The following is a 22,684-nucleotide window of genomic DNA, read 5'->3' as shown; positions in this document are numbered from 1 at the left end:
GTGCTGCGGGTGATCGGCATTTTTATTTGTGTCAGGCATGGCTAAGTGCCTTGCCGTCGACCGCGTCCGGGACGAGACTGCAAGCAGAGGCTTATTGATGCGATATTTTACGAATGAGCCCTATCGTCTCGGCGAGCGTCTACAGTTGGACTATTAGTGTGTGAATGCACCAAAGTCGGGTGATGCGGTCATACCCAGACTGTCCATTTAAAAGGGGGGTATTCGGATTGTGTATCAGCAAACCCTGGGACGATGCGCGAAAGCTGCAGGTCTTGGGCGTTATTGAACAGGTCCGGGTAAATTTGGGTGCCGCTCTCGGGGCACTTTTTGCCGCTCGCGCTAGTCTTAGCGTGGATCGCTGTGACGCAAGTCACCGCACCTGTCTACGCTATCCTTGTGCGAGACTCACGCAGGAATCCAGCGCTATATGAATGTCCTGATCGTTGATGACGAACCCCAAGCCCGCGAGCGACTGAGCCGTCTGGTCAGTGAACTCGAGGGTTATGCAGTCCTTGAACCGAGCGCCACCACGGGTGAAGAGGCGTTGACGCTGATCGACAGCCTCAAGCCGGATGTGGTGTTGCTTGATATCCGCCTGCCAGGCCTTGATGGCCTGCAGGTTGCCGCCCGACTGAGTGAGCGCGAATCGCCACCAGCCGTGGTGTTATGCGCGGCGCAAGATGAGTTCCCCGAGCAGACGCTCGAAGACAGCGGCGTCGCCTTCCTGCTCAAGCCAGTGGCAGGCGATGCGTTGCTCAAGGCCCTGAAAAAAGCCGAGCGCCCCAATCGCATCCAACTCGCTGCCCTGACTCAGCCAGCCGCTCAAAGTGGCAACGGGCCGCGCAGCCATATCAGTGCGCGAACCCGCAAAGGTATCGAGCTGATTCCCCTGAGCCAGGTGGTGTACTTTATTGCCGACCATAAATACGTGACCTTGCGTCACGAGGCAGGCGAAGTGCTGCTTGATGAGCCACTCAAGGCCCTTGAGGATGAGTTTGGCGACCGTTTCGTGCGCATCCACCGCAACGCGTTGGTGGCTCGAGAGCGAATTGAACGCTTGCAGCGTACGCCCCTGGGGCACTTTCAGCTGTTTTTGAAAGGGCTTAACGGCGACGCCCTGATCGTCAGCCGGCGCCATGTGGCTGGCGTGCGCAAGATGATGCAGCAGCTTTAGCCCGAGGGCTGTGGCGCGGTGTGTATTTCCTATCCCGGTGCGGCGTGGCCAGGGAGGCCCCGCACTTGCTGATTCAAATCAAAGCGCATTTGCCTGAGCTGTTATTATCTGCCGTATCTATTCAGTACGGATTGATCCATGTCCTCTCGCGAAATCCGCATCGCCACCCGTAAAAGTGCCCTGGCCTTGTGGCAGGCCGAATACGTTAAAGCACGCCTTGAGCTGGCCCATCCGGGCCTCAAGGTCACCTTGGTGCCCATGGTCAGTCGCGGTGACAAACTGCTGGACTCGCCGCTGTCGAAGATCGGCGGCAAGGGCCTGTTCGTCAAGGAACTGGAAACCGCGCTGCTGGAAAACGAAGCCGACATCGCCGTGCATTCGATGAAAGACGTGCCGATGGACTTCCCGGAAGGCCTTGGCCTGTATTGCATCTGCGAGCGCGAAGACCCACGCGACGCCTTCGTGTCCAACACCTACGCGTCTCTGGATGAACTGCCTTTGGGCAGCATCGTTGGCACGTCCAGCCTGCGTCGCCAGGCGCAGTTGCTGACCCGTCGCCCGGACCTGCAAATTCGCTTCCTGCGCGGCAACGTCAACACCCGGCTGGCCAAGCTGGACGCCGGTGAATATGACGCGATCATCCTCGCGGCAGCCGGTTTGATCCGCCTTGGCTTCGAAGACCGTATCACCTCGGCGATCAGCGTCGAGGACAGCTTGCCGGCAGGCGGGCAGGGTGCAGTGGGCATTGAATGCCGCACCGTCGACAGTGAAATCCACGCCTTGCTCAAACCCCTTGATCACGCTGACACCGAAGTTCGTGTCACGGCCGAACGTGCCCTGAACAAACACCTCAATGGTGGCTGCCAGGTGCCGATCGCCTGCTACGCCGTGCTCGAAGGCGAAAACCTTTGGCTGCGTGGTTTGGTCGGGGATCCAGACGGCGGATTGCTGCTCACCGCCGAGGTGCGCGGGCCACAGCGTGATGCCACGGCATTGGGCATCCAGGTGGCCGAAGAGCTGTTGGTAAAAGGCGCTGGCGCCATTCTGCAAAAGGTCTACGGCGAGGCGGGCCCGCAGTGACCCAATGGCGTGTGTTGCTGACGCGGCCTGCCGAGGAGTCAATGGCCCTGGCGGCGTCGTTGGCTGACGCCGGCATCTTCAGCAGCAGCCTGCCCTTGCTGGACATTGAAGCGCTGCCGATCACAGCCGAACAACAGGCTGTGTTGGCTGACCTGAGCCGCTATTGCGCGGTGATCGTGGTGAGCAAACCGGCTGCGCGCCTGGCCTTGCAACATTTGGATCAAACCTGGCCGACGTTGCCGTGGTTCAGCGTTGGCGCGGCTACCGCGCAAGTATTGGCCGATTACGGCCTCAACGTTCAGTGTCCTGCTACCGGCGACGACAGCGAGGCCTTGCTCGCACTGCCGGCCTTGCGCGAGGCTGTCGCACGCCCTGGCGCGCGGGTGCTTATCCTGCGCGGCGAAGGAGGGCGGGAATTGCTCGCTGAGCGTTTGCGCGAGGGAGGTGCTAGTGTCGACTATCTGGAACTGTATCGGCGTTTCCTTCCGGCATACGATGCCGGGGAGTTGCTGCAGCGCATCCAGTTGGAACGCTTGAACGGCCTGGTGGTCAGCAGTGGGCAGGGTTTTTTACACTTGCAGGCCCTGGCCGGCGGCGATTGGCCGCAGGTGGCGCAGCTGCCGTTGTTCGTGCCCAGCCCGCGCGTGTATGAAATGGCGCGCGCCGCTGGCGCAGAAAAAGTTGTGGATTGTCGCGGCGCAAGTGCCGCGGCTTTGTTAGTGGCGTTGCGCAGTTCTGCCTTGTGAAGCAGGCCGCCCCCACTCTCTGATACGCAAAGGACGGATACGTGAGCGAAACAGCCTTGCCTAAAGATGAAACCCAACCCGCACTCGATGCGCCGGTTGAGTCACAGGTTACCGCGCCACGCCGTGGCAACGGCCTGGCAGTCGTCGCCCTGTTGCTCGGCGCCGCAGGTGTTGGCGCCGGCGGTTGGGGGATCTGGCAGGTCCGCGCCCTGCAAGCCAGCAGCCAGCAACAGCTTGGCCAGGTGCAGACCCTCGATGACCAATCCCAATCCCTCAAGCAGAGCCAGCAGCAGTTGGCCGCTCGCCTGGCGCAGTTGCCCGCAGCCGATGAGCTGGAGGAGCGCCGTCGTCTGGTCGCCCAATTGCAGGGTGATCAGCAGCGCTTGAGCCAGCGCCTGGAAACCGTGCTGGGTGCCAGCCGCCAGGATTGGCGCCTGGCTGAGGCCGAGCATTTGATCCGTCTGGCCAGCTTGCGTTTGTCAGCCTTGCAGGACATCAACAGCGCCCAGTCGCTGGTCCAGGGCGCCGACGAGATTCTTCGCGAACAGAGCGACCCGGGTGCCTACGCTGCTCGCGAGCAATTGGCCAAGAGCCTTGCCGCGCTGCGCAGCACCGAACAACCGGACCGCACCGGGCTGTACCTGCAATTGGCGGCGCTGCGCGATCAGGTGGTTCAACTGGCCGCGATCGCCCCGGAATACCAGCTGACCGAGCCGGGTTCCGAAGGGCGCTCGACCACGGATACGGATAACCGTTGGAGCCAATGGTGGGAGCAGATTTCCCGCTACTTCCGCATCGACTTCAACCCGGACGATAACATTCGTCCGTTGCTCGCCGGCCAAGGCTTGAACCAGGTGCGCCTGGCCCTGAGCCTCGCTCTGGAGCAAGCGCAATGGGCTGCACTGAATGGCGAAGCCGCGGTGTACAGCCGCTCCCTGGGTGAAGCGCGCAGCGTACTGCAAGACAACTTCAATCAGGACAACCCGCAGAGCAAAGCCATGCTGGCGCGTATCGCCGAGCTTGAGCCCAAGGCTGTCTCCGTGGTCACGCCGGACCTGGCCGCAAGCCTGGCAGCGGTGCAGGCTTATCTCGAGCGCCGCCATCTGTCTGCCGATGAAGCCAAGGCGTCGGCGAGCACGCCGGCGACCCAGGAGTAGAGCCGATGAAGCGTTTCTATGTGATCCTGGTGTTGGCAATTGCCATCGCCCTGGCGCTGGCTGTGGGCATTTCGAAACACACCGGCTACGTGCTGATTACCTATCCCCATGTGCTGCATTACGAGTCGAGCCTGTGGGCCACGCTGGTGGCGCTGTTTGCCGTGGGCTTGGCGATTTACCTTGTTCGTGTGCTGCTGAGCCTGATCACCACTTCCGGTGGCGTGGTCAACCCGTGGTCGCGGCGCAACCGCAGCCGACGTGTGCAGGTCGCCATCGAACAAGGCCAGATGGACCTCGCCGAAGGACGCTGGGCCAGTGCCGAGCGCTATTTGCACCGTGCCGCCGAGGCTGAACGTCATCCGTTGCTGTACTACCTCGGCGCAGCGCGCGCAGCCAATGAGCAGGGCCGTTATGAGGAGTCTGACGGTTTACTGGAGCGCGCCCTGGAGCGCCAGCCGCAGGCTGAACTCGCCGTCGCCTTGAGCCATGCGCAATTGCAGATGGACCGCGGTGACACGGAAGGCGCGTTGGTCACATTGCAGGCCATGCACGCGCGTCATCCTCATAACCCGCAGGTTTTGCGTCAGTTGCAGCGCCTGCACCAACAGCGAGGCGATTGGTCATCGGTAATTCGTCTGTTGCCTGAACTGCGTAAAGACAAAGTGTTGCCCGCGACCGAGCTTGCCGAACTGGAGCGCCGTGCCTGGGGTGAAAACCTGGGGTTGGCTGCCCAGCGTGAAGAGCAGGGCGAGGCAGGGTTGCAGGGCCTTGAGCGGGCATGGGAGCAGCTGACTTCCGCGCAGCGCCAAGAGCCACAATTGGTCCTGGCATACGCTGAGCAACTGCGTCGACTGGGCGCCGATGCCAGCGCGGAAGAAGCGCTGCGTGGCGCGATCAAGCGTGGTTACGACAGCCATCTCATCCGTCTTTATGGCTTGCTGCGCGGCAGTGACCCGGCACGGCAGTTGAAGTTTGCCGAAGGTTGGCTCAAGGATCATCCGGGGGACGCCAGCCTGCTGCTGACGCTCGGGCGCCTTTGCCTGCAAAACAGTTTGTGGGGCAAAGCGCGGGACTATCTGGAGAGCAGCCTGCAGGTGCAGCGTAACCCGGAAGCCTGTGCTGAATTGGCGCGACTGCTGGCCCAATTGGGTGATACCGAACGCAGTAATCAACTGTTCCAGGAAGGCCTTGGGCTTCTGGACAGCCGTCTGCTGGCAGCGCCTTTGCCGGTGCCTGCACGGGTCTGAAGTCTGTAGGACGAGTGTCAGGGCTGGCCCGGAAACTTCTGAGGGCCAGCCTTGAGTTACCGCGCTGATGCCCGACTTAAAGCGCTATGTAGCAAATTCCTACTGCCATTTGATTGAAGTCATCCAGGCTCTGACGGCATATCCCTATGCTCTCGCGGAATTGTCCGCTCTAACGCGTATTGAAAGGGGTCGGGCCTTTCCTCTACCGTAACGACCTATCTTTTGCGGTACGGATAAAAATGTCTTTGGCCCCTTCACGTTCCCTGTTTCTCCTGGCGTTCATGGCTGGTGCGCTGACGTTGGGCGTGTCTTTTTACCTTGAGTACCGCGCGCTGCTGCGCCCGTGCTTTCTGTGCCAACTGCAACGCATCCTTCTGGCAACATTCACGCTGATCAACCTGATCGCAGCGGCCCACGGCCCAAAACGCTCTGCTGCCTACCTTTACGGGCTGGCGAGTTCGGGGTGTGCATTGCTTGGCTCGATTACCGCTGTGCGCCAGGTACTGCTGCAAAATGCCGCACCGGAGCAAGTCAGGGATTGTTGGCCCAGCCTGCACGACATGATTGAGAACCTGTCGATTTGGCAAGCGCTGCAATCGACGGTCAAGGGCACCGTTGACTGTGCCGAGATTAACTGGACCCTGTTTGACCTGAGCCTGCCCGAGTGGAGCCTGTTGTTCTTCGTGGCAATGCTGATCCTGGGCATCATGCAGTTTTCACAGTCGCTGCTGAACCGGCGCATGCAGCTGATGCAGCACTAAAAGCATGTCGCGGTTTGTCGGGCAGGATTAAACACTTGTATGAACTTTCTCTCCTGCGTACCTTGAAGCCACAGTCATGCGGGCATAATCTGGCCCGCACGCGTTAACGAAACCGTATGTCAGACGCGGCCTTGTCCGCCTGCTGCTGCCTCCCTGAAGTATCGAGCGGGCACAGGGCAGCAGCGCCCCTATAGGGAAGAGAGATCATCATGCTGGAAAGTTGTCAGAATGCTCAGGAACGCTGGGGTGGGGTGCACAAGCTGATCGACAGCTGGTTGAAGGCACGTCACGAACTGGTTCGGGCCTTTGATGCTCTCGGCGCCAAGCCCGAGGCACTGGCTGAGAATCGCGAACCGTTGCAGGACTTCTGCGGGGTGTTGGTGGACTACGTATCTGCTGGTCATTTCGGCGTCTATGAGCAGCTGACCAAGGAGGCGCAAGCCTTTGACGATCAGCGCGGCCTGGAGTTGGCCGAGACCATTTACCCACGGATCGATGTCATCACCGAGAAGCTGCTGGCATTCACTGACCTGTGTGATGCCGGTAAATGTGTTGCCGAAAAATTCAAAGAGTTGGGTGGGTTGCTGCATGAGCGTTTCGAACTGGAAGACTGCCTGATCGAAGTGCTGCACAACGCCCACAAGGAAGAGGCCGCTACCCAGGCGTGACCTTTTGCTGGCGAGATAAAAAACGGTGCGCATTGCGCACCGTTTTTTATTGGCTCAGTGGCGAATGCCGAGAAGCTCTATCTCGAAGACCAGGGGTGTATACGGCGGGATCAGCTCACCGGCGCCGTCGGCACCATAAGCCTGAGCCGATGGAATCACCAGGCGCCACTTCGCGCCCACCGGCATTTGTTGCAGCGCACTGCTCCAACCGCTGATCACACTGTCGAGGCGAAACCATTGCGGTTGAGTGCTTTTGTCGAAGACGGTCCCATCGGGCAGGCGCCCCACGTATTTCACTTGCACCTCATCACTGGCCAACGGCTTGCTGCCGGTGCCGGGTGTCAGCTCGGTGAGCAGAATTCCATCCGCTAATTCACGCACGCCGCTGGCGGCTTTTTCCCTGGCCAAAAATTGTTGTTCACCCGCGAGTGCCTTTTCGCTTTGGGGGACCTCGGCTGCGGTCTTCGCTTCGTGAATCGCGAGAATTTGCTCGATGCGGGTAGCGTCCAGAGCCAGTGGTTTGCCTTGATAGGCTTGCTTGAGGCCGTCGAGCAGCGCCTGGATTTGCAGGTCGGGGACTTCCTCGCGCAAGCGTTCGCCGAGGCTTGCGCCCAGGCTATAGGCGAGGTCGTGAGGGTCTTGCTCAGCTGTTTTGGACGGCGCTTGCGCGCTCGCATTCGCCACCGAAATCGCCAGGCCAAGCATTAGAAAAAGGTAACGCGACATGGGGATTCTCCCGCCGAAAGTGCGACGGATTATGCCAGCGTGAGTGCGTAAAAAGTGCCGTGGTTTTCCGTTATATCGATAAGAATTTTCTCACGGTGCAACGCAAGGCAAACGATACTGTCAACATGCCCTAGCGGCGGTAAGAGCAGAGGGCTAGTATGAGCCGCACCCAAGTCAGCCAGGAGGTAAACCATGTCGGCCAAACAGAAGCCTGTAAATACCCCGTTGCATTTACTCCAACAACTGTCGAGCAGCCTGCTCGAACATCTGGAAAGCGCGTGTTCTCAAGCGTTGGCTGATGCAGAAAAACTGCTCGCCAAGCTGGAAAAACAACGCGGTAAAGCGCAAGAAAAGCTGCACAAATCCCGCACTAAATTGCAAGACGCCGCCACTGCCGGCAAGGCCAAGGCTCAAGCTAAAGCCAAAGACGCAGTCAAAGAACTTGAAGACCTGCTAGACGCTCTCAAGGATCGCCAGGCTGAAACCCGCACCTACATTTCCCAACTCAAAAAAGATGCTCAGGAAAGCCTGAAACTGGCCCAGGGCGTTGGTCGTGTGAAAGAAGCTGTGGCAAAAGTACTGGGTACGCGTACCCCGGCAAAAGCGGTTGCAGCGAGCACGGCGAAAAAGCCTGCGAGCAAAGCAGTTGCTGCCAAGCCAGCGGCAAAGGCGGCTGCGAAACCAACCGCTAAAACGGCAGCTGCAAAATCAGCCGCCAAGCCAGCTGCCAAGACTGCTGCCGCAAAACCGGCCGCCAAGCCAGCTGCTAAAACTGCTGCTGCAAAACCGGCCGCCAAGCCAGCTGCCAAGACTGCTGCTGCAAAACCAGCCGCCAAGCCAGCTGCTAAAACTGCTGCTGCAAAACCGGCCGCCAAGCCAGCTGTCAAGACTGCTGCTGCCAAACCAGCCGCCAAGCCAGTTGCTAAAACTGCTGCTGCCAAACCAGCCGCTAAGCCAGCTGCCAAAACTGCCGCTGCAAAACCAGCCGCCAAGCCAGCTGCCAAAACTGCTGCTGCCAAACCAGCCGCCAAGCCAGCTGCCAAAACTGCTGCTGCCAAACCAGCCGCCAAGCCAGCTGCCAAAACTGCCGCTGCCAAGCCAGCTGCCAAAACTGCTGCTGCCAAACCAGCCGCCAAGCCAGCTGCTAAAACTGCTGCTGCCAAACCAGCCGCCAAGCCAGCTGCTAAAACTGCTGTTGCAAAACCAGCCGCCAAGCCAGCCGCTAAACCCGCTGCCGCCAAGCCAGCGACCGCGGCAGCACCTGCTGCTACCCCGGCAGCTTCCACCGCTCCAACTGCATCGGCCAGCAGCACGCCTGCGCCCGTAGCGCCAAGCTCCACTCCAACCAGCGCTTCCTAAGTGCCGGTGGCCACGACGCGCAGCAACTGCAGCGCGTCGTGGTCAAGGTTGGCGGCTTCGGTCGCCAAGCCTTCAAGCCAGCTGTGCTGACCCTTCTCTGGCGGCCATGGCTGCGCCAGCGTTTCCAGACGCACCAATAATTGCCGTTCGGCCTCCAGTTCCAGGGTTTTGACCCGCTCGCGTAACCCCGCCAATTGTTCATCTCGCTGCGCCATAGCTCGCCATTGCACGCGCACCTGCCGCAACGGCTCGATCACCTGCGACTGCCAGGGCTTGGCAACCTGTTCAAGCGCCTCTATCCGTTCGGCTGTCACCGCCACACCGCGTTGTTCCAGCCACGCCCCGCAAAGCAGCAGGCACACATCCGCCCCGTGGTTCTGCAAGCGCAGGCAAGCGGCTTCGCACCCTGAGCGGGCGTAAGTCGAAAGGGCAAAGCTCCACAGGTCAGCGCACATATTCTCACCCAAGCCAGCGGCCAACGAAGCTGGTAGACTCCGCCGCCATTATGATCCGACTTCAAAGCCTAACATTACAGCGTGGCCCGCAACGTCTTCTTGAAGACGCCGAGCTGACCCTGCACGCCGGTCACAAAGCCGGCCTGATCGGTGCCAATGGCGCCGGCAAATCCACGTTGTTCGCCTTGTTGCTGGGTGAGCTGACCCCGGACTCCGGGGACTGCTTGATGCCCGCCGACTGGCGCATCGCCCATATGCGCCAGGAGATCGATACCCTCGATCGCATCGCGATCGACTACGTGCTCGATGGCGACCTGCGCCTGCGCCAGGTGCAACACGACCTCGCCGAGGCCGAGAAAGCCCAGGATGGCGCCGCTCAGGCCCGCCTGCACTCCGAACTCGACAGTGCCGACGGCTACACCGCCGACGCCCGCGCGCGCAAAATGCTTGCCGGTCTTGGCTTTACCAACGAGCAGATGGATCGTCCCGTCGCCGACTTCTCCGGCGGCTGGCGCATGCGCCTGAACCTGGCGCAGGCACTGATGTGCCCCTCGGACCTGTTGCTGCTCGATGAACCGACCAACCACCTGGACCTCGATGCGATCCTGTGGCTGGAAGATTTCCTCAAAAGCTACCCGGGCACTTTGCTGCTGATTTCCCACGACCGGGATTTTCTCGACGCCGTGGTCGACAACATCGCTCACGTCGAGCAGAAGAAAATCACGCTCTACCGTGGCGGCTACACCGCGTTCGAACGCGCGCGTGCCGAGCGTATGGCCCAGCAGCAGCAGGCCTACGAGAAGCAACAGGTGCAGCGTGCGCACATGGAAAGCTACATCGCCCGGTTCAAGGCCCAGGCCACCAAGGCCCGTCAGGCCCAGAGCCGGATCAAGGCGCTGGAGCGCATGGAAGAACTGTCGGCAGCGCACGTCGATTCGCCGTTCGACTTTGTGTTCCGCGAGTCGGTGAAAATTTCCAGCCCGTTGCTCGACCTCTCGGATGCGCGCCTGGGTTATGGCGACAAAACCATCCTGGAGAAGGTCAAGCTGCAGCTCACGCCGGGCGCGCGCATTGGTTTGCTTGGCCCTAACGGCGCGGGCAAGTCGACGCTGATCAAGAACCTCTCGGGTGAACTGCAACCGTTGGCTGGCCGCCTGACCCGTGGCGAGAACCTGGTGGTGGGCTATTTCGCCCAGCATCAGCTCGACTCCCTCGACGCCAAGGCCAGCCCTTTGCTGCACCTGCAGCGCCTGGCGCCAACCGAGCGCGAGCAGCCCCTGCGCGACTTCCTTGGCGGTTTCGACTTCCGTGGTGCGCGCATCGACGAGCCGGTGCTGAATTTCTCCGGTGGCGAAAAAGCCCGTCTGGCCTTGGCGTTGATCGCCTGGGATCGCCCTAACCTGTTGCTGCTCGATGAGCCCACCAACCACCTCGACCTGGAAATGCGCCTGGCGCTGACCATGGCGCTGCAGGAATTCAGCGGTGCGGTGTTGGTGGTGTCTCACGATCGCCACTTGCTCAAAAGCACTACCGACAACTTCCTGCTGGTGGCCGACGGTAAAGTCGAAGAGTTCGACGGCGACCTCGACGACTACGCACGCTGGCTGACCGATTACCGCCTGCGCAACGCACCGGCCAGCAACACGCCGGTCAACCCGGACAAAACCGACAAGAAAGCCCAGCGCCAAGCTGCCGCTGCGTTGCGCCAGCAATTGGCCCCGCACAAACGCGAAGCCGACAAGCTGGAAGCCGAACTGGGCAAGGTGCACGAGCGCCTGGCCAGGATCGAAGCGAGCCTGGGCGACAGTGCCGTGTACGAGGCGGCACGCAAGGACGAGCTGCGCGACCTCTTGGCCGAACAGGCCAAACTCAAGGTGCGTGAAGGGCAATTGGAGGAAACCTGGATGGAAGCCCTCGAACTGCTCGAAACCCTGCAAGCGGAGCTGGAGGCGCTGTCCTGATGGAAGCGCTGCAACTGCCGCTGCCGGCGCAATGGGTCGAGCCTGTGTGGATCGGCGTGCAAATCTTGCTGATCCTGCTGGCCGGCTACCTTGCGCAACGCTTCGTCGCCAAAGGACTCACGCGCCTGGGCGAGCGCTACCCGTTACCGCCGCAACTGCTGATGCCGCTGCGCGGTGGTTTGCGCTGGCTGATCATGGGCAGTGCGCTGATCTTCGTTCTCGGCCGCCTGGGTGTGTCCGCCACCGTGTTGTGGACGGCTCTGTCGGGGTTTGTCGCAGTGGCTGCCGTGGCGTTCTTTGCCATGTGGTCAGTGTTGTCGAACCTGCTGTGTGCGATTTTGATCTTCACGGTCGGGCCATTCCGCCTCGGTGACATCGTCGAGCTGGTGGATACCGTCGACAAGCCTGGTGTGAAAGGGCGGGTAGTTGCGATCAATCTGCTCTACACCACGCTGATCGAAGTGGCAGAGGCAGGTACCGATAGCGCAATGGTGCAGGTGCCCAACAGTCTGTTCTTCCAGCGCTCTGTGCGCCGTTGGCCAGGTACCCACGTATTCCCCGGCGACCGCTAGCACTCACACCGTGTAAAAATTGATAGCCAGCCTCTGGCCCGCGGAGTTAGCTTTGGCCACAACCGCTAACTTTCTCCTGAGGTGTGTAATGGCACTCGACACATGGCTGGCCTTTTTCGTGGCCAGTTGGATCATCTCCCTTTCTCCTGGCGCTGGCGCCATCGCGTCGATGTCCAGCGGCCTGCAATACGGTTTCCTGCGCGGTTACTGGAACGCCATTGGCTTGCAACTGGGACTGGCGATGCAAATCGCCGTGGTGGCGGGCGGGTTGGGTGCCATTCTCGCGACGTCCTCTACCGCGTTCTATGCGATCAAATGGTTTGGTGTGGCGTACCTGGTGTACCTGGCCATCAAGCAGTGGCGCGCCGTGCCGATGGACATGTCCGATGATGCGGCCGTGCGCCCGATCGGCAAGCCGATGGCGATGATGTTCCGTGGTTTCCTGGTTAATGCCAGTAACCCAAAGGCCTTGGTGTTCATGCTCGCGGTACTGCCGCAGTTTGTGGACCCGCACGCGCCGCTGCTGACCCAGTACTTGATCCTGGGCGCGACAATGATCAGCGTCGATATGATCGTGATGGCGGGGTATACGGGGCTGGCGTCGAAAGTGTTGCGGCTGTTGCGCACGCCTAAACAGCAGAAGCGCATGAACCGTACGTTCGCCGGGTTGTTTGTCGGGGCGGCGGGTTTTCTCGCCAGCCTGCACCGCGCAACGGCATAACTGACTAAACCGGATCAAAAATGTGGGAGCTGGCTTGCCAGCTCCCACAGTCGTTTTTGGTTGGCTGATTTACCCGATATCAGTGCAAAATTTTCGGCGCTTCATCCCGTGGCAGGTTATTGCGCAATGCAGGCTTGCCCGGGTCTTGGTAGCCCCCGCCCAACTGCTCTGCCAACTGCCGTGCGACATCCTCACCCAACGCTTTCGACACTTCCCTCACCACACGTGGCCGGTTCAGGCTCACGCGCACATCTCGGCTGTTCACCAGCTTGGTGTCCTGGCCTTCACCCATGGCGGTAAACGCCGAGGTGATTTCGAAAGTGCGGGTGTTGATCAGGCTGAAATCCGCCACCAGTGTCAGGCCCAGTACGGCCGAGTAGCTGTTTGTGTGGTCCAGGGCGTTGATGTCCTGGGTGAAATCGATATCCGACAGCGTGCCGAACAGCACGTAGTCCGCACCTTTGAAGTTACCGGCCTTGATGCGCTTGATCACATCGTAGACGTCCCCTTTGGCGTCGGCAGTGTATGGCGTGCCTTGCACCAACTGGAATTGGTGCGACTTGAGGATCTCACCCTTGATGTCGCCGCTGAATTTGCGCAGCTCGGCCTGTTCGATGTAGCTGGTGCGGCTTTCGTACTCGCTGTAGCTCGACGCGCCGCTGGCTTGATAGGGGCTGGCCTGGAAGTTGTTGCTGGCCGAGACCTGGTGAATGTACTCCTCAACCCGCGCCTCATAGGCCAGGTCGGTCACCGCGATCTTCGGGGCGGCTGAGGCGCCAAAGGCGCACAGCAGGCCGATCATGCCGATCCATGCACGCATCTGTCAGCGCTCCGTGGTCTTGCGGATTTCTTTTTCGTCCATCCATTCGGCCAGGCCGCTTTCGACGTCGATCAGTTGCAGGCTGAACTTGTAGAACACGTCCTTGTAGTCCGAGCTACGCTTGACGATGGAGCTGATGGAGCCTTCCAGGCGGTACTTGGCCGCGACCATGTTGCCGGTTTTGCTCACGGAGGACTTTTTGTACAGGCCGCTCTGGTTCTGCAGCTTGAGTTGGTCGACCTGGCTTTGCATGTCGGTGTTGTCGCTGGCGAAACGTGCCGTGCCGGTCTTCATCAGTTGGGTCTTGATCGACGTGGTGATCTCGCGGGTATCAATGTACTCGCTGGTCTTGTTCTTCACGTCATACACCTGCACCACAGGGCGGCCTTGCAGGATGCCGGACTGCGCCAGGGAGCGGGTCATGCTTTCGGCGATCATCTGCAGGTCGGTGGAGCCGAACTCGTTGGTCACCAGCTCCACGGCTTTGGAGTCGCCATAGCTGATGTTCTTGCCGCCGAGTACCGGCGAGGTGTTGGCGCAACCGCTGGCCAGAAGGGCGACCACGGCGAGGAACGAAAAGCGTGCAAACATGGGGAAATCTCTCTGGAGCGTAAGAAAAGGAAGGCTCAAGGGGTTTTAACTTCGAGACGGAAATCTGCTGCCTGCGGCAGGTTGGCGATGGCCGGCAGGAAGGTCGCCTGATTCGCGTACAGATTCAGCACTTTCCAGGTTTCTTCATCGCCCACCGGGAAACCGTCGGCACCCAACCAGGCGAAGCGGTAATACATCATCTGGTTGCTGCTGGTGATGTTGCTCAGTTGCACCTTGGCGGTCAGAAAGCCATTTTCGCGGGCGACACGAATGGCGCCGACAGCAATGCCCTTGAACTTACCCATCACCACGATTTTGCTGGCCGCGCTGCCCGGTTCCGGTGGCGGTGGGGTAGCGCAGCCGGCGAGTAGGATCAGCGCCAAAGCGCCGAGGATGAAATGACGCATAGCGTGCTCCTTAAGGTTGTTTGAGGGCGATGGTCTGGCTGGCGGCACCAGGCACTACCTGAGCGGCGAGGCCACCGGCGAATACCTGATTGCCGACCACACGCAGCGTGATCACTTGGTAGCGTTGGTCGGCCTTGACTGTTACCAGCGTGCCGCCCAGTGCGCTGGGCAGGCTGACGTGGTGCTCGCCCCGCTTGAGTCGCAGGCGCGTCACTTGGGTCATGTCTGGCAGGGTGCGCCAGGTGCGAGTGTCGGCGCCTTCGGTGACGGCCGAGGCGATGCCCAGCACCAGGCCGGCCATGGGGTTGGTTTTATTCAGATTGTTTTGCGTTATGCCACGGGAGACGGCACGTACGGTGGTGCGCAGGATTATCCCTGGCATGTCGTCACGCAGGGCGCGGCGAGACATGGCGGTGGTGCTGTTGAGCACGGTGAGGTTCTGCGGCTTGCCGTCGACACCGATCTGGGCGAAGGCTGAGGTAGACGTGTCGGCCTTGATTACCGGGAACGACAGCGGAGTGATCACCAGGTTGCCGTCGATAGGGATTGGCAGTGGCAACCGAATCGAATCGCGCGCAGGTGCCAGGCCGCTTTGGACGACGATCAGCACGTCGGTCTCATCGGCGCCGACCCTGGATTTGTCCAGGTCCAAAAGGGCTTGTTCAAGCAACGGTGTATTGGGGCGCAACTCGGCGGCCTTGCGGTAGCCGGGTGCAGCCAGGTCTTTCTCGCCCAGGGCTTCATAGACAAAGCCTGCCAGGTAATGGCTGAACGCGCTCTGGTAGCTGTTCTTGAGGCCAACCACTTCCGGCGCATTCAGTGCTTCGATGGGGTAGCCGCGCAGGTCTTTGATCTGGGTGGTCACGCCCTGGCGCTCGGCTTCATTCTCGCGCTTGAGGTATTCCTTGTCGCGCAGGTCGGCGATCACGGCTTCGCGTTCGTGGGTTTTCTTGATTTCGGTACGCGCGCCGTCGAAGTCGTTCAGGGCCAACAGATTCAGGGCCATCTGCGTGGTGAGCATGACTTTTTCGTAGTCATAGCCTTCGTAGCGGCGCACTTTGTCGTTGACCAGAAAGCTGCCGAACTGAGCGAGGTATTTTTCGCTGTCGAACTTGACCGACTCTTCCCACTTGAAGACTTGCAGGTCGGCGCTGCGCCAGGCGGTCTGGCTGCCCGTGAGGTCGCCTTTGGCTCGCAGCAATTCGCCTTTTTCGAAGAAATAGAGCAGGTCTTTGTCTTGGCCGGTGTTGTTTTTTTCCAACAGCGTCAGGGCGCCGTCGACATTGCCCGTCGCCAGTTGCTGGTTAGTGGCTTGCAGCTCAGTGTCGTAGCTGCGAAACATCGAGCAGCCGGAAAGCAAGGTAACCGCCACGAGCGCGAGCGGGGGTAAGGCGCGAAATGCCATGTAAACTTCTTCCCTGAAAGTGTCCAACTGATGTGATGAATCCTCATAAAAAAGAGGATTTAAATTCCCTTTCGAGCTAACAGGGCGCGGCATTATAAGCGGCATTACTGGCAAAACAATGGCTTTTTGCTGCTATGGAGGCGGCTGAAGTGCTATCGGGCTGCGTGAAAAACCCCCTCGCCCCACACACGGCAAATCACATACGCCTTGAGTCAAACCCGTTAAGCCTTAACAATGTGTTACTTCGTATTTCCCTTTGAGATTCATTCATGATTGCGCCTTTCCGTTTTCTGGCCTGGCTAATGCTGCCGGCCCTGATGTCGTGCAGTTTCAATCTGCTGGCCGCGACGGCCGAGGGTGCACCGCAAGCCCTGCACTTGCTGGACTACATTGGTGCTGACTACCCTCCCACAGTGAAAGCGGGGGAGGTTATCGACGAATCCGAATATCGCGAACAAGTGGAGTTTCTCGGGGTGTTGCAGGGGTTGGTGGCAGAACTGCCGCAGAGGCCGGAACACGCGGAGTTGGTCAAGGGTGTCGAGGAATTGTCAGCGGCTGTAACTGCCCGCCAGGACGGCGCAACAGTCGCCCGTCAGGCGCGTCAATTGGGCGCCAAACTGGCGGTGGCGTACGAAGTCAGCCAGGCGCCGGCAATCACGCCTGACCCCACACGCGGTGCGCCGCTTTACGTGCAGCAGTGTTCGGTGTGTCACGGCGCCACCGGTGCCGGTGATGGCCTGGCGAGCGTGGGCATGACGCCGCCGCCCGCCAACCTGCGCGATGCCACGCGCCTGGACCGCTTGAGTCTCTACGCGATTTACAACACCCTCGGCCTGGGCGTCGAAGGCACTGACATGCCTTCGTTTGCCGACCAACTGGATGACCGCCAGCGCTGGGATTTGGCCACCTACATTGCCGGTTTCACCGCCGACGCGGCTTCTGCCAAGAGCGAACAAACGTTCAATCTGGCCGACTTGGCGCGTTTGACGCCCAATGAAGTGCTGGCAGCAAGCGGCCCCGCTGCCGCCGCGACCTTCCGCGCACAGCGCGCGCAGCCTCCACAGGTCAAACGTGGCCCGGCGCAGTTGCTCGACTACACCGCCACCACGCTGGACAAAAGCCTCGCCGCGTTCCGCAACGGTGACCACGAACAGGCCTATGACCTGTCGGTGGCCGCGTACCTGGAAGGTTTTGAGCTGGTGGAAAGCTCCCTGGACAACGTCGACGCCAACGTGCGCAAAGACACCGAGAAAGCGCTGATGGCTTATCGGCAGTCGTTGCAGGACGGTTTGCCGATCGAGCAGGTGCAGCAGCGGCTGGACGTGGCCAAGGGCAAACTTACCGAATCTGCAGGCTTACTGGGCAGCGACGGCCTGAGCTGGTCGTTGAGCTACATCTCCGGCTTGCTGATCCTGTTGCGCGAAGGCCTGGAAGCCATTTTGGTTCTGGCGGCGATCCTCGCCTTTCTGCGTAACACCGGCCAGCAATCGGCGGTGCGCAGCGTCAACGTCGGTTGGGGCTTGGCGTTGTTGGCCGGTTTGGCCACGTGGGCGTTGGCCGCGTATGTGATTGACGTGAGCGGCGCCCAGCGCGAATTGCTCGAAGGCTGCACGGCGCTGTTCGCCAGCGTGATGGTGCTGTGGCTGGGCGTGTGGATGCACGACCGACGCCACGCGGCGGCCTGGCAGGACTACATCAAGAGCAGCCTGGTGGGCGGCGGCGGGCGGTTCGGGTTTGCCATGCTGGCGTTCTTCTCGGTGTACCGCGAACTGTTTGAAGTGATCCTGTTTTACGAAACCCTGTGGCTGCAAGCGGGCCCGGCCGGGCACAACGCGGTACTGGCCGGTGGCGCCACGGCGCTGGTGCTGCTGGTGGGGTTGGCGTGGGTGATCCTGCGCGGTTCGGCGAAACTGCCGCTGGCGTTGTTCTTTGGTATCAACGCGGCGCTGCTGTGTGCGCTGTCGGTGGTGTTCGCCGGGCATGGCGTGAAAGCCTTGCAGGAAGCCGGCATCTTCGGCACGCGGCCAGTGGCGTTCTTTGACTTTGACTGGCTGGGTATTCATGCCGATGCGTATTCGCTGAGTGCGCAGGCGGTGGCGATTCTGGCAATTGTGGTGCTGTATGGCCGCAGCCGCTTGGCCGAGAAGCGCCGAATTACCGCTTAGGCGGTTACGGTCAGTGTGGGAGCGGGCTTGCCTGCGATTGCGGCGTGTCGGTTGATGGAAGGTTGACTGATCCACTGCTATCGCGGGCCAGCCCGTTCCCACATCAGGATGTGTGGTGGATGTGAGGAGTGTTTATGCGCGTATGGATCGATGCCGATGCCTGCCCTCGGGCAGCCAAGGATCAAGTGGTGAAGTTCGCCCTCAAGCGCCAGTTCGAGGTGGTGCTGGTGGCCGGTCAGAGCCAGATCAAGCCAGGCTTTTCATGCGTAAAGCTGATCGTGGTGCCCAGCGGCCCGGACGCGGCGGATGATTATCTGGTGGAGCACGCAGTGCCCGGCGAGCTGGTGATCTGCAGTGACGTGCCGCTGGCCGACCGTCTGGTTAAGAAGGGCGTAACGGCCCTCGACCCGCGCGGCAAGGAGTTCAGCCCGGCGAACATGAGCGAGCGGCTGGCGGTGCGCAACCTGTTCACCGATCTGCGCGAGCAGGGCCAGATGGGCGGCGGCCCGCCGCCCCACGGGGAAAAGGACAAACAAGCGTTCGCCAATTCTCTGGACCGAATCCTTACTCGGTTGATGCGCCAAGCCTGAACGGTGGTGAGAGCTCGTGGCGAACCGGTTAACTGTGGTGCGCAGGCTTGTTGTGGCGAGCGGGCTTGCCCCGCGTTGGGTGGCGAAGCCGCCCCAATTTCAAGCTGCGCGGTGTGCCAGTTAATCCGCGGTCTCAGGGTTTGGGGCCGCTACGCAGCCCAACGCGGGGCAAGCCCGCTCGCCACAACAAGCCTGCTGGCCACAACTGATCAATCGTTCTCGTGAGTCAGTTCCAACACCCGGTCGACCAGCTTGTTGATCCCCGACGCGACCTCACTGATGCTCTTGCCCACCATGTAGGCAGGTGTGCTCACCAACTTGCGCGCGGTGTCTTCGACGATGTCTTCCACCGAGCATTCGTGGTGGGTGGCGCCCATTTTGTCCAGCGCTGCTGCGGTGTCGGGGCAGTTGCCGATGGTGCAGATCACGCCCGGGCCGTAGATTTTCGCAGCCAGCGCTGGCGAAATGCAGATCAACCCCACCGGCTTGCCGGCTTCGGCAAAGGCCTCGGCCAACGCCAGAACCTGCGGGTTGACACTGCAACCGGCGCCCTCAACGGCGAAGTTCGACAGGTTCTTCGCCGCGCCAAACCCGCCCGGTACGATCAGCGCATCAAACGCGTTGGCGTCGGCTTCGCTTATGTCTTTCACCTCGCCTCGGGCGATGCGCGCCGATTCCACCAACACATTGCGTGACTCGGGCATCTCTTCGCCGGTGAGGTGGTTGATGACGTGCAACTGCGCAATATCTGGCGCAAAACATTGGACCTGAGCGCCGCGCTGGTCCAGGCGCAGCAAGGTGATCACGCTTTCGTGGATCTCTGCGCCGTCGTACACGCCACAGCCGGAAAGGATCACTGCAATCTTTTTGCTCATGGGCATTTCTCCATTTTTTGTGGCGTTAAATGTCTACTAATTTGTCACCTGTTGCCAATGGGATCTCGGGCCGCTACACCTAATCTTGATGTAACAAAAACAAACCGGACTAGCCCATGGACTTCGTGCCTTACGCGGTACCGTTTTTCATCGCCTTGATCGTGGTGGAGCTGCTCGCCGACCGCTGGCGGGGCGCGCACAATTATCGGGTGGCCGACGCCATCAACAGCCTCAGCACCGGCGTGCTGTCGACGACAACGGGCCTGCTGACCAAAGGCGTGGGGTTGCTGACCTACGCGTTCGCCCTCAACCACCTGGCATTGACCGAGCTGCCTACCCAAAGCGTATGGACCTGGGTATTCGCTTTCGTGTTCTACGACTTTTGTTACTACTGGCTGCATCGTATGGGCCACGAGCGCAACATCCTGTGGGCCGCGCACTCGGTGCATCACCAAAGTGAGGAGTACAACCTCACCACCGCCCTGCGCCAGACCAGCACCGGCTTTCTGTTGAGCTGGATTTTCTACCTGCCCCTGGCCGTGCTCGGCGTGCCGCTGGTGGTGTTTATCACTGTGGCCTCGCTCAACCTGCTGTACCAGTTCTGGGTGCATACGCGCCATGTGCCAAAGCTCGGATGGTTTGAGTGGTTCTTCGTCACGCCGTCCAATCATCGGGCTCATCACGCACAGAACGCTCTCTACATGGATCGCAACTACGGCGGCGTGTTCATTATTTGGGACCGACTGTTTGGATCTTTCCAGGAAGAAGACGACAACGAACCGGTGATCTTTGGTGTGACCACGCCGTTGGCAAGCTGGAACCCGCTGTGGGCCAACCTGCAGTTTTATGTGCAGTTATGGCGTGATGCGCGACGCACTGAGCGTTGGCGGGACAAGCTGCGTATCTGGTTCATGCGCACTGGCTGGCGCCCTGAAGACGTGAAAGCCAGGTACCCGCTGGCCCACCACGACCTGAGCCAGTTCCGCAAATTCGACGTGCCGCTGGATGCGCGCCAGCACCTCTACATTGCTCTGCAATTTGCGGCATACGTGGGTTTTGGCAGCTACTTGATGAATGTCGGCGAGGGGTTGCCGGCGGTTGCGCGGGTGCTGGGCTGGAGCGCGATGGCGGTCGGGTTGTTTACCCTCGGCGTGGCCCTGGAGAACCGCCCGTGGGCGCTGAGGGCCGAGCTTTTGCGGCTGGGGCTGAATGTGCCGTTGGTATGGCTGGCGCCATTGGTCGGGTTGTGGCCAGCGAGCAGCGTGGGCTGGCTGGGTCTGCTGAGTTACAGCGCTCTGAGCGTGATCGGTCTCTACTGTTGCAGAGACCGGCTCACTCGACTGGCGTCTTAGGCGCTTCCACCTGAGCGGGCTCGGCGGCAAGCCGGGCCCTGGCGTCAGCGTCGGCCTGGCGGGCAATGCGTGCGTTTTTAAAACGGCGGCGCAACCACAGGCCGAGGCCCAGCAACAGCAATGCACCCAATACCCACAGCTCATACTTCTTGACGCTGCCCAGCATGCCTTCCAGCACGGCGCCGAAGTGATAAGCCGCAGACCCGAGCGCAGCGGCCCAGACGGCTGCGCCGATTCCGTTGAGGATCAGGTAGCGCACCGGCGGGTAGCCCGACAGGCCGATTGCCACTGGCATGACCGTGCGCAGGCCATAAACGAAGCGGAAGCTCAGCACCCAGATATCCGGATGCTTGCGGATGTGTTCCAGCGCCTTGTCGCCCATCAACTGCCAGCGTGGCTTGCGCGCCAACAGTTTGCGGCCGTGCTTGCGCCCAAGGAAGTACCACAGCTGGTCGCCGGCGTAGCTGCCGAAAAAGGCAACGACCACCACCAGATTGATATCCATGTATCCACGGAACGCCAGGAAGCCTGCGAGTACCAGAATGGTCTCGCCTTCGAAGAACGTGCCTAGGAAGAGGGCAAAGTAGCCGAAGTCATGCAGAAATTGTTGAAGCATGGTCTAGGGTGCTGGCGAAATGAACGCGCAGCCTACGCCTTCACGAAGATTCATGAAAGTATCGAGATGTGTCACGAAGTGAACAATTCCTACGGAAATGGCGAATGCGACTACAGGTCGCATCGATAAGCACAACTGTCATTCCTTCGTCATAATGGCCGCTTATAACTGCAACGCTCGCCCGTAAACGCGGGCTCAGGAGTCTGTCGTGAGCTTTACCCCTGCCAATCGCCTGTTCCCAGCCACCCGCCTGCGTCGCAACCGCCGTGATGATTTTTCTCGCCGTCTGGTCCGTGAAAACGTGCTGACGACAAACGATCTGATCCTGCCGGTCTTCGTGCTGGACGGTGAAAACCGTCGCGAGGCCGTAGCGTCGATGCCCGGTGTGGAGCGCTTGAGCATTGATCAGTTGCTGATTGAGGCGGCGAACTGGGTAGAACTGGGGATCCCGGCAGTAGCGCTGTTTCCGTTTACGCCGCCCGCGCTCAAATCCCTCGATGCCGCCGAAGCCTGGAACCCTGAAGGTATCGCCCAGCGCGCTACCCGCGCCTTACGCGAGCGTTTCCCTGAATTAGGTGTGATTACCGACGTGGCGCTGGACCCGTTCACCACCCATGGCCAGGACGGCATTCTTGACGAAGAAGGCTACGTGGAGAACGACATCACCGTCGACGCGTTGGTCAAGCAGGCCTTGTCCCACGCGGCTGCCGGCGCCCAGGTGGTTGCGCCATCGGACATGATGGACGGTCGCATCCAGGCGATTCGTGAAGCCCTGGAGCTGGCCGGTCACGTGAATGTGCGGATCATGGCCTACTCGGCCAAATACGCCAGCGCCTACTACGGCCCGTTCCGCGATGCGGTGGGTTCGGCGTTGAACCTGGGCAAGGCCAACAAGGCCTCGTACCAGATGGACCCGGCCAACAGCCAGGAAGCCCTGCACGAAGTGGCGGCCGACCTGGCCGAGGGCGCCGACATGGTAATGGTCAAGCCCGGTATGCCGTATCTGGACATCCTTTACCGGGTCAAAGAGGAATTCAAGGTGCCGACCTTTGTCTATCAGGTCAGCGGTGAATACGCCATGCACATGGCCGCAATCCAAAATGGATGGTTGAGTGAAGGGGTGATCCTCGAATCCCTGACTGCCTTTAAACGTGCGGGCGCTGATGGCATTCTGACCTACTTCGCCGCCCGCGCCGCCCAATTGCTTAGAGAGCAACAATAGCCCTCACAGGAACA

General features: G+C 60.6%; 23 protein-coding genes. 15 read left to right on the top strand and 8 right to left on the bottom strand.

Going from position 1 to position 22,684, the window contains the following annotated elements; translation table 11 throughout:
* Window positions 1–427 precede the first annotated feature (427 nt).
* The 7 genes from ACP7A2_RS02630 (at window position 428) to rsd (ending at window position 6,833) form a co-directional block, all read left to right on the top strand.
* Window positions 428–1,174: a LytR/AlgR family response regulator transcription factor gene (locus tag ACP7A2_RS02630; RefSeq protein WP_375065462.1), complete on the top strand. Its 747-nt coding sequence runs from the start codon at window positions 428–430 to the stop codon at window positions 1,172–1,174.
* A 138-nt stretch (window positions 1,175–1,312) separates the two neighbouring features.
* Window positions 1,313–2,254: a hydroxymethylbilane synthase gene (gene hemC / locus ACP7A2_RS02625; RefSeq protein ID WP_426132976.1), complete on the top strand. Its 942-nt coding sequence runs from the start codon at window positions 1,313–1,315 to the stop codon at window positions 2,252–2,254.
* Complete coding sequence (locus tag ACP7A2_RS02620; protein WP_426132974.1) at window positions 2,251–3,000, top strand: uroporphyrinogen-III synthase; 750 nt, start codon at window positions 2,251–2,253, stop codon at window positions 2,998–3,000. The genes hemC and ACP7A2_RS02620 overlap by 4 nt, the downstream gene beginning before the upstream one ends.
* 41 nt (window positions 3,001–3,041) lie before the next feature.
* Window positions 3,042–4,157 (top strand): uroporphyrinogen-III C-methyltransferase, encoded by a 1,116-nt coding sequence (locus tag ACP7A2_RS02615; RefSeq protein WP_426132973.1) that lies wholly within the window; start codon window positions 3,042–3,044, stop codon window positions 4,155–4,157.
* A 5-nt stretch (window positions 4,158–4,162) separates the two neighbouring features.
* Window positions 4,163–5,404 carry a heme biosynthesis protein HemY gene (locus ACP7A2_RS02610; RefSeq protein ID WP_426132972.1) on the top strand — a complete coding sequence of 414 codons (1,242 nt, stop codon included), beginning with the start codon at window positions 4,163–4,165 and terminating at the stop codon, window positions 5,402–5,404.
* A 239-nt stretch (window positions 5,405–5,643) separates the two neighbouring features.
* Window positions 5,644–6,165: a disulfide bond formation protein B gene (locus tag ACP7A2_RS02605; RefSeq protein ID WP_426132970.1), complete on the top strand. Its 522-nt coding sequence runs from the start codon at window positions 5,644–5,646 to the stop codon at window positions 6,163–6,165.
* Window positions 6,166–6,374: 209 nt separating this feature from the next.
* On the top strand, window positions 6,375–6,833 hold the full coding sequence (gene rsd, locus ACP7A2_RS02600) for a sigma D regulator (protein WP_426132969.1): 459 nt from the start codon (window positions 6,375–6,377) through the stop codon (window positions 6,831–6,833).
* A 54-nt stretch (window positions 6,834–6,887) separates the two neighbouring features.
* Here the strand turns inward: rsd and ACP7A2_RS02595 are convergent, their stop codons facing one another.
* A complete protein-coding gene (locus tag ACP7A2_RS02595) occupies window positions 6,888–7,559 on the bottom strand; it encodes an FKBP-type peptidyl-prolyl cis-trans isomerase (RefSeq protein WP_426132967.1) in 672 nt (223 codons plus the stop codon).
* A gap of 192 nt (window positions 7,560–7,751) precedes the next feature.
* Between ACP7A2_RS02595 and ACP7A2_RS02590 the strand changes: the two genes are divergently transcribed.
* Window positions 7,752–8,918: an AlgP family protein gene (locus ACP7A2_RS02590; RefSeq protein WP_426132966.1), complete on the top strand. Its 1,167-nt coding sequence runs from the start codon at window positions 7,752–7,754 to the stop codon at window positions 8,916–8,918.
* On the opposite strand, the gene ACP7A2_RS02585 is transcribed toward ACP7A2_RS02590, so the two are convergent.
* Window positions 8,915–9,373: a TIGR02444 family protein gene (locus ACP7A2_RS02585; RefSeq protein WP_426132965.1), complete on the bottom strand. Its 459-nt coding sequence runs from the start codon at window positions 9,371–9,373 to the stop codon at window positions 8,915–8,917. The genes ACP7A2_RS02590 and ACP7A2_RS02585 overlap by 4 nt on opposite strands.
* A 50-nt stretch (window positions 9,374–9,423) precedes the next feature.
* Here ACP7A2_RS02585 and ACP7A2_RS02580 point away from each other — a divergent pair, with 50 nt between their 5' ends.
* From ACP7A2_RS02580 to ACP7A2_RS02570, 3 genes are all read left to right on the top strand, one after another.
* On the top strand, window positions 9,424–11,334 hold the full coding sequence (locus ACP7A2_RS02580) for an ATP-binding cassette domain-containing protein (protein WP_426132964.1): 1,911 nt from the start codon (window positions 9,424–9,426) through the stop codon (window positions 11,332–11,334).
* The gene (locus ACP7A2_RS02575; RefSeq protein ID WP_348058798.1) at window positions 11,334–11,906 is read left to right on the top strand and encodes a mechanosensitive ion channel family protein; all 573 of its coding nucleotides are present in this window, start codon (window positions 11,334–11,336) and stop codon (window positions 11,904–11,906) included. Before ACP7A2_RS02580 ends, ACP7A2_RS02575 begins: the two co-directional genes overlap by 1 nt.
* 88 nt (window positions 11,907–11,994) lie before the next feature.
* A complete protein-coding gene (locus tag ACP7A2_RS02570; protein ID WP_348058796.1) occupies window positions 11,995–12,627 on the top strand; it encodes a LysE family transporter in 633 nt (210 codons plus the stop codon).
* Window positions 12,628–12,706: 79 nt separating this feature from the next.
* Here the strand turns inward: ACP7A2_RS02570 and ACP7A2_RS02565 are convergent, their stop codons facing one another.
* Genes ACP7A2_RS02565 through ACP7A2_RS02550 form a run of 4 tightly spaced genes read right to left on the bottom strand, consistent with a single transcriptional unit; the run spans window position 12,707 to window position 15,850 of the window.
* Entirely contained in the window at window positions 12,707–13,447 is a 741-nt protein-coding gene (locus ACP7A2_RS02565) for a penicillin-binding protein activator LpoB (RefSeq protein ID WP_426132963.1), read from the bottom strand.
* 3 nt (window positions 13,448–13,450) lie between these two features.
* Window positions 13,451–14,038 (bottom strand): penicillin-binding protein activator LpoB, encoded by a 588-nt coding sequence (gene lpoB / locus ACP7A2_RS02560; RefSeq protein WP_348058792.1) that lies wholly within the window; start codon window positions 14,036–14,038, stop codon window positions 13,451–13,453.
* Between the two features lie 35 nt (window positions 14,039–14,073).
* Window positions 14,074–14,445, bottom strand: coding sequence for a YcfL family protein (locus ACP7A2_RS02555; RefSeq protein ID WP_003214024.1), 372 nt, complete (start codon window positions 14,443–14,445; stop codon window positions 14,074–14,076).
* A gap of 10 nt (window positions 14,446–14,455) precedes the next feature.
* On the bottom strand, window positions 14,456–15,850 hold the full coding sequence (locus tag ACP7A2_RS02550; RefSeq protein ID WP_426132962.1) for a COG3014 family protein: 1,395 nt from the start codon (window positions 15,848–15,850) through the stop codon (window positions 14,456–14,458).
* 269 nt (window positions 15,851–16,119) lie between these two features.
* Here ACP7A2_RS02550 and ACP7A2_RS02545 point away from each other — a divergent pair, with 269 nt between their 5' ends.
* Both ACP7A2_RS02545 and ACP7A2_RS02540 read left to right on the top strand, forming a co-directional pair.
* A complete protein-coding gene (locus ACP7A2_RS02545) occupies window positions 16,120–18,015 on the top strand; it encodes an FTR1 family protein (RefSeq protein ID WP_426132961.1) in 1,896 nt (631 codons plus the stop codon).
* Between the two features lie 134 nt (window positions 18,016–18,149).
* The gene (locus tag ACP7A2_RS02540) at window positions 18,150–18,605 is read left to right on the top strand and encodes a YaiI/YqxD family protein (protein ID WP_348058785.1); all 456 of its coding nucleotides are present in this window, start codon (window positions 18,150–18,152) and stop codon (window positions 18,603–18,605) included.
* A gap of 209 nt (window positions 18,606–18,814) precedes the next feature.
* Here ACP7A2_RS02540 and elbB read toward each other — a convergent pair whose 3' ends face one another.
* Entirely contained in the window at window positions 18,815–19,480 is a 666-nt protein-coding gene (gene elbB, locus ACP7A2_RS02535) for an isoprenoid biosynthesis glyoxalase ElbB (RefSeq protein WP_375069178.1), read from the bottom strand.
* Window positions 19,481–19,596: 116 nt separating this feature from the next.
* Between elbB and ACP7A2_RS02530 the strand changes: the two genes are divergently transcribed.
* Complete coding sequence (locus ACP7A2_RS02530; RefSeq protein WP_426132960.1) at window positions 19,597–20,832, top strand: sterol desaturase family protein; 1,236 nt, start codon at window positions 19,597–19,599, stop codon at window positions 20,830–20,832.
* Here the strand turns inward: ACP7A2_RS02530 and ACP7A2_RS02525 are convergent.
* Window positions 20,813–21,448, bottom strand: coding sequence for a DedA family protein (locus ACP7A2_RS02525; RefSeq protein ID WP_426132959.1), 636 nt, complete (start codon window positions 21,446–21,448; stop codon window positions 20,813–20,815). The genes ACP7A2_RS02530 and ACP7A2_RS02525 overlap by 20 nt on opposite strands.
* A gap of 208 nt (window positions 21,449–21,656) precedes the next feature.
* On the opposite strand from ACP7A2_RS02525, the gene hemB reads away from it, so the two are divergent.
* Complete coding sequence (gene hemB / locus ACP7A2_RS02520; protein WP_426132958.1) at window positions 21,657–22,670, top strand: porphobilinogen synthase; 1,014 nt, start codon at window positions 21,657–21,659, stop codon at window positions 22,668–22,670.
* Window positions 22,671–22,684: the final 14 nt, after the last annotated feature.

This window comes from Pseudomonas sp. PWP3-1b2 (assembly GCF_049896045.1).
Taxonomy (GTDB): Bacteria; Pseudomonadota; Gammaproteobacteria; order Pseudomonadales; family Pseudomonadaceae; genus Aquipseudomonas; species Aquipseudomonas antarctica_B.
The sequence above is the reverse complement of the archived record's forward strand: the minus strand, read 5'-3'. Positions and strand labels throughout refer to the sequence as shown.

What these genes read in the sequence shown, in the direction of transcription:
- ACP7A2_RS02630 (WP_375065462.1), top strand. Translation starts at nt 428, where the DNA reads ATGAATGTCCTGATCGTTGATGACGAACCCCAAGCCCGCGAGCGACTG.
- hemC (WP_426132976.1), top strand. Translation starts at nt 1,313, where the DNA reads ATGTCCTCTCGCGAAATCCGCATCGCCACCCGTAAAAGTGCCCTGGCC.
- ACP7A2_RS02610 (WP_426132972.1), top strand. Translation starts at nt 4,163, where the DNA reads ATGAAGCGTTTCTATGTGATCCTGGTGTTGGCAATTGCCATCGCCCTG.
- ACP7A2_RS02605 (WP_426132970.1), top strand. Translation starts at nt 5,644, where the DNA reads ATGTCTTTGGCCCCTTCACGTTCCCTGTTTCTCCTGGCGTTCATGGCT.
- rsd (WP_426132969.1), top strand. Translation starts at nt 6,375, where the DNA reads ATGCTGGAAAGTTGTCAGAATGCTCAGGAACGCTGGGGTGGGGTGCAC.
- ACP7A2_RS02595 (WP_426132967.1), bottom strand. Translation starts at nt 7,559, where the DNA reads ATGTCGCGTTACCTTTTTCTAATGCTTGGCCTGGCGATTTCGGTGGCG.
- ACP7A2_RS02590 (WP_426132966.1), top strand. Translation starts at nt 7,752, where the DNA reads ATGTCGGCCAAACAGAAGCCTGTAAATACCCCGTTGCATTTACTCCAA.
- ACP7A2_RS02585 (WP_426132965.1), bottom strand. Translation starts at nt 9,373, where the DNA reads ATGTGCGCTGACCTGTGGAGCTTTGCCCTTTCGACTTACGCCCGCTCA.
- ACP7A2_RS02580 (WP_426132964.1), top strand. Translation starts at nt 9,424, where the DNA reads ATGATCCGACTTCAAAGCCTAACATTACAGCGTGGCCCGCAACGTCTT.
- ACP7A2_RS02575 (WP_348058798.1), top strand. Translation starts at nt 11,334, where the DNA reads ATGGAAGCGCTGCAACTGCCGCTGCCGGCGCAATGGGTCGAGCCTGTG.
- ACP7A2_RS02570 (WP_348058796.1), top strand. Translation starts at nt 11,995, where the DNA reads ATGGCACTCGACACATGGCTGGCCTTTTTCGTGGCCAGTTGGATCATC.
- ACP7A2_RS02565 (WP_426132963.1), bottom strand. Translation starts at nt 13,447, where the DNA reads ATGCGTGCATGGATCGGCATGATCGGCCTGCTGTGCGCCTTTGGCGCC.
- lpoB (WP_348058792.1), bottom strand. Translation starts at nt 14,038, where the DNA reads ATGTTTGCACGCTTTTCGTTCCTCGCCGTGGTCGCCCTTCTGGCCAGC.
- ACP7A2_RS02555 (WP_003214024.1), bottom strand. Translation starts at nt 14,445, where the DNA reads ATGCGTCATTTCATCCTCGGCGCTTTGGCGCTGATCCTACTCGCCGGC.
- ACP7A2_RS02550 (WP_426132962.1), bottom strand. Translation starts at nt 15,850, where the DNA reads ATGGCATTTCGCGCCTTACCCCCGCTCGCGCTCGTGGCGGTTACCTTG.
- ACP7A2_RS02545 (WP_426132961.1), top strand. Translation starts at nt 16,120, where the DNA reads ATGATTGCGCCTTTCCGTTTTCTGGCCTGGCTAATGCTGCCGGCCCTG.
- ACP7A2_RS02540 (WP_348058785.1), top strand. Translation starts at nt 18,150, where the DNA reads ATGCGCGTATGGATCGATGCCGATGCCTGCCCTCGGGCAGCCAAGGAT.
- elbB (WP_375069178.1), bottom strand. Translation starts at nt 19,480, where the DNA reads ATGAGCAAAAAGATTGCAGTGATCCTTTCCGGCTGTGGCGTGTACGAC.
- ACP7A2_RS02530 (WP_426132960.1), top strand. Translation starts at nt 19,597, where the DNA reads ATGGACTTCGTGCCTTACGCGGTACCGTTTTTCATCGCCTTGATCGTG.
- ACP7A2_RS02525 (WP_426132959.1), bottom strand. Translation starts at nt 21,448, where the DNA reads ATGCTTCAACAATTTCTGCATGACTTCGGCTACTTTGCCCTCTTCCTA.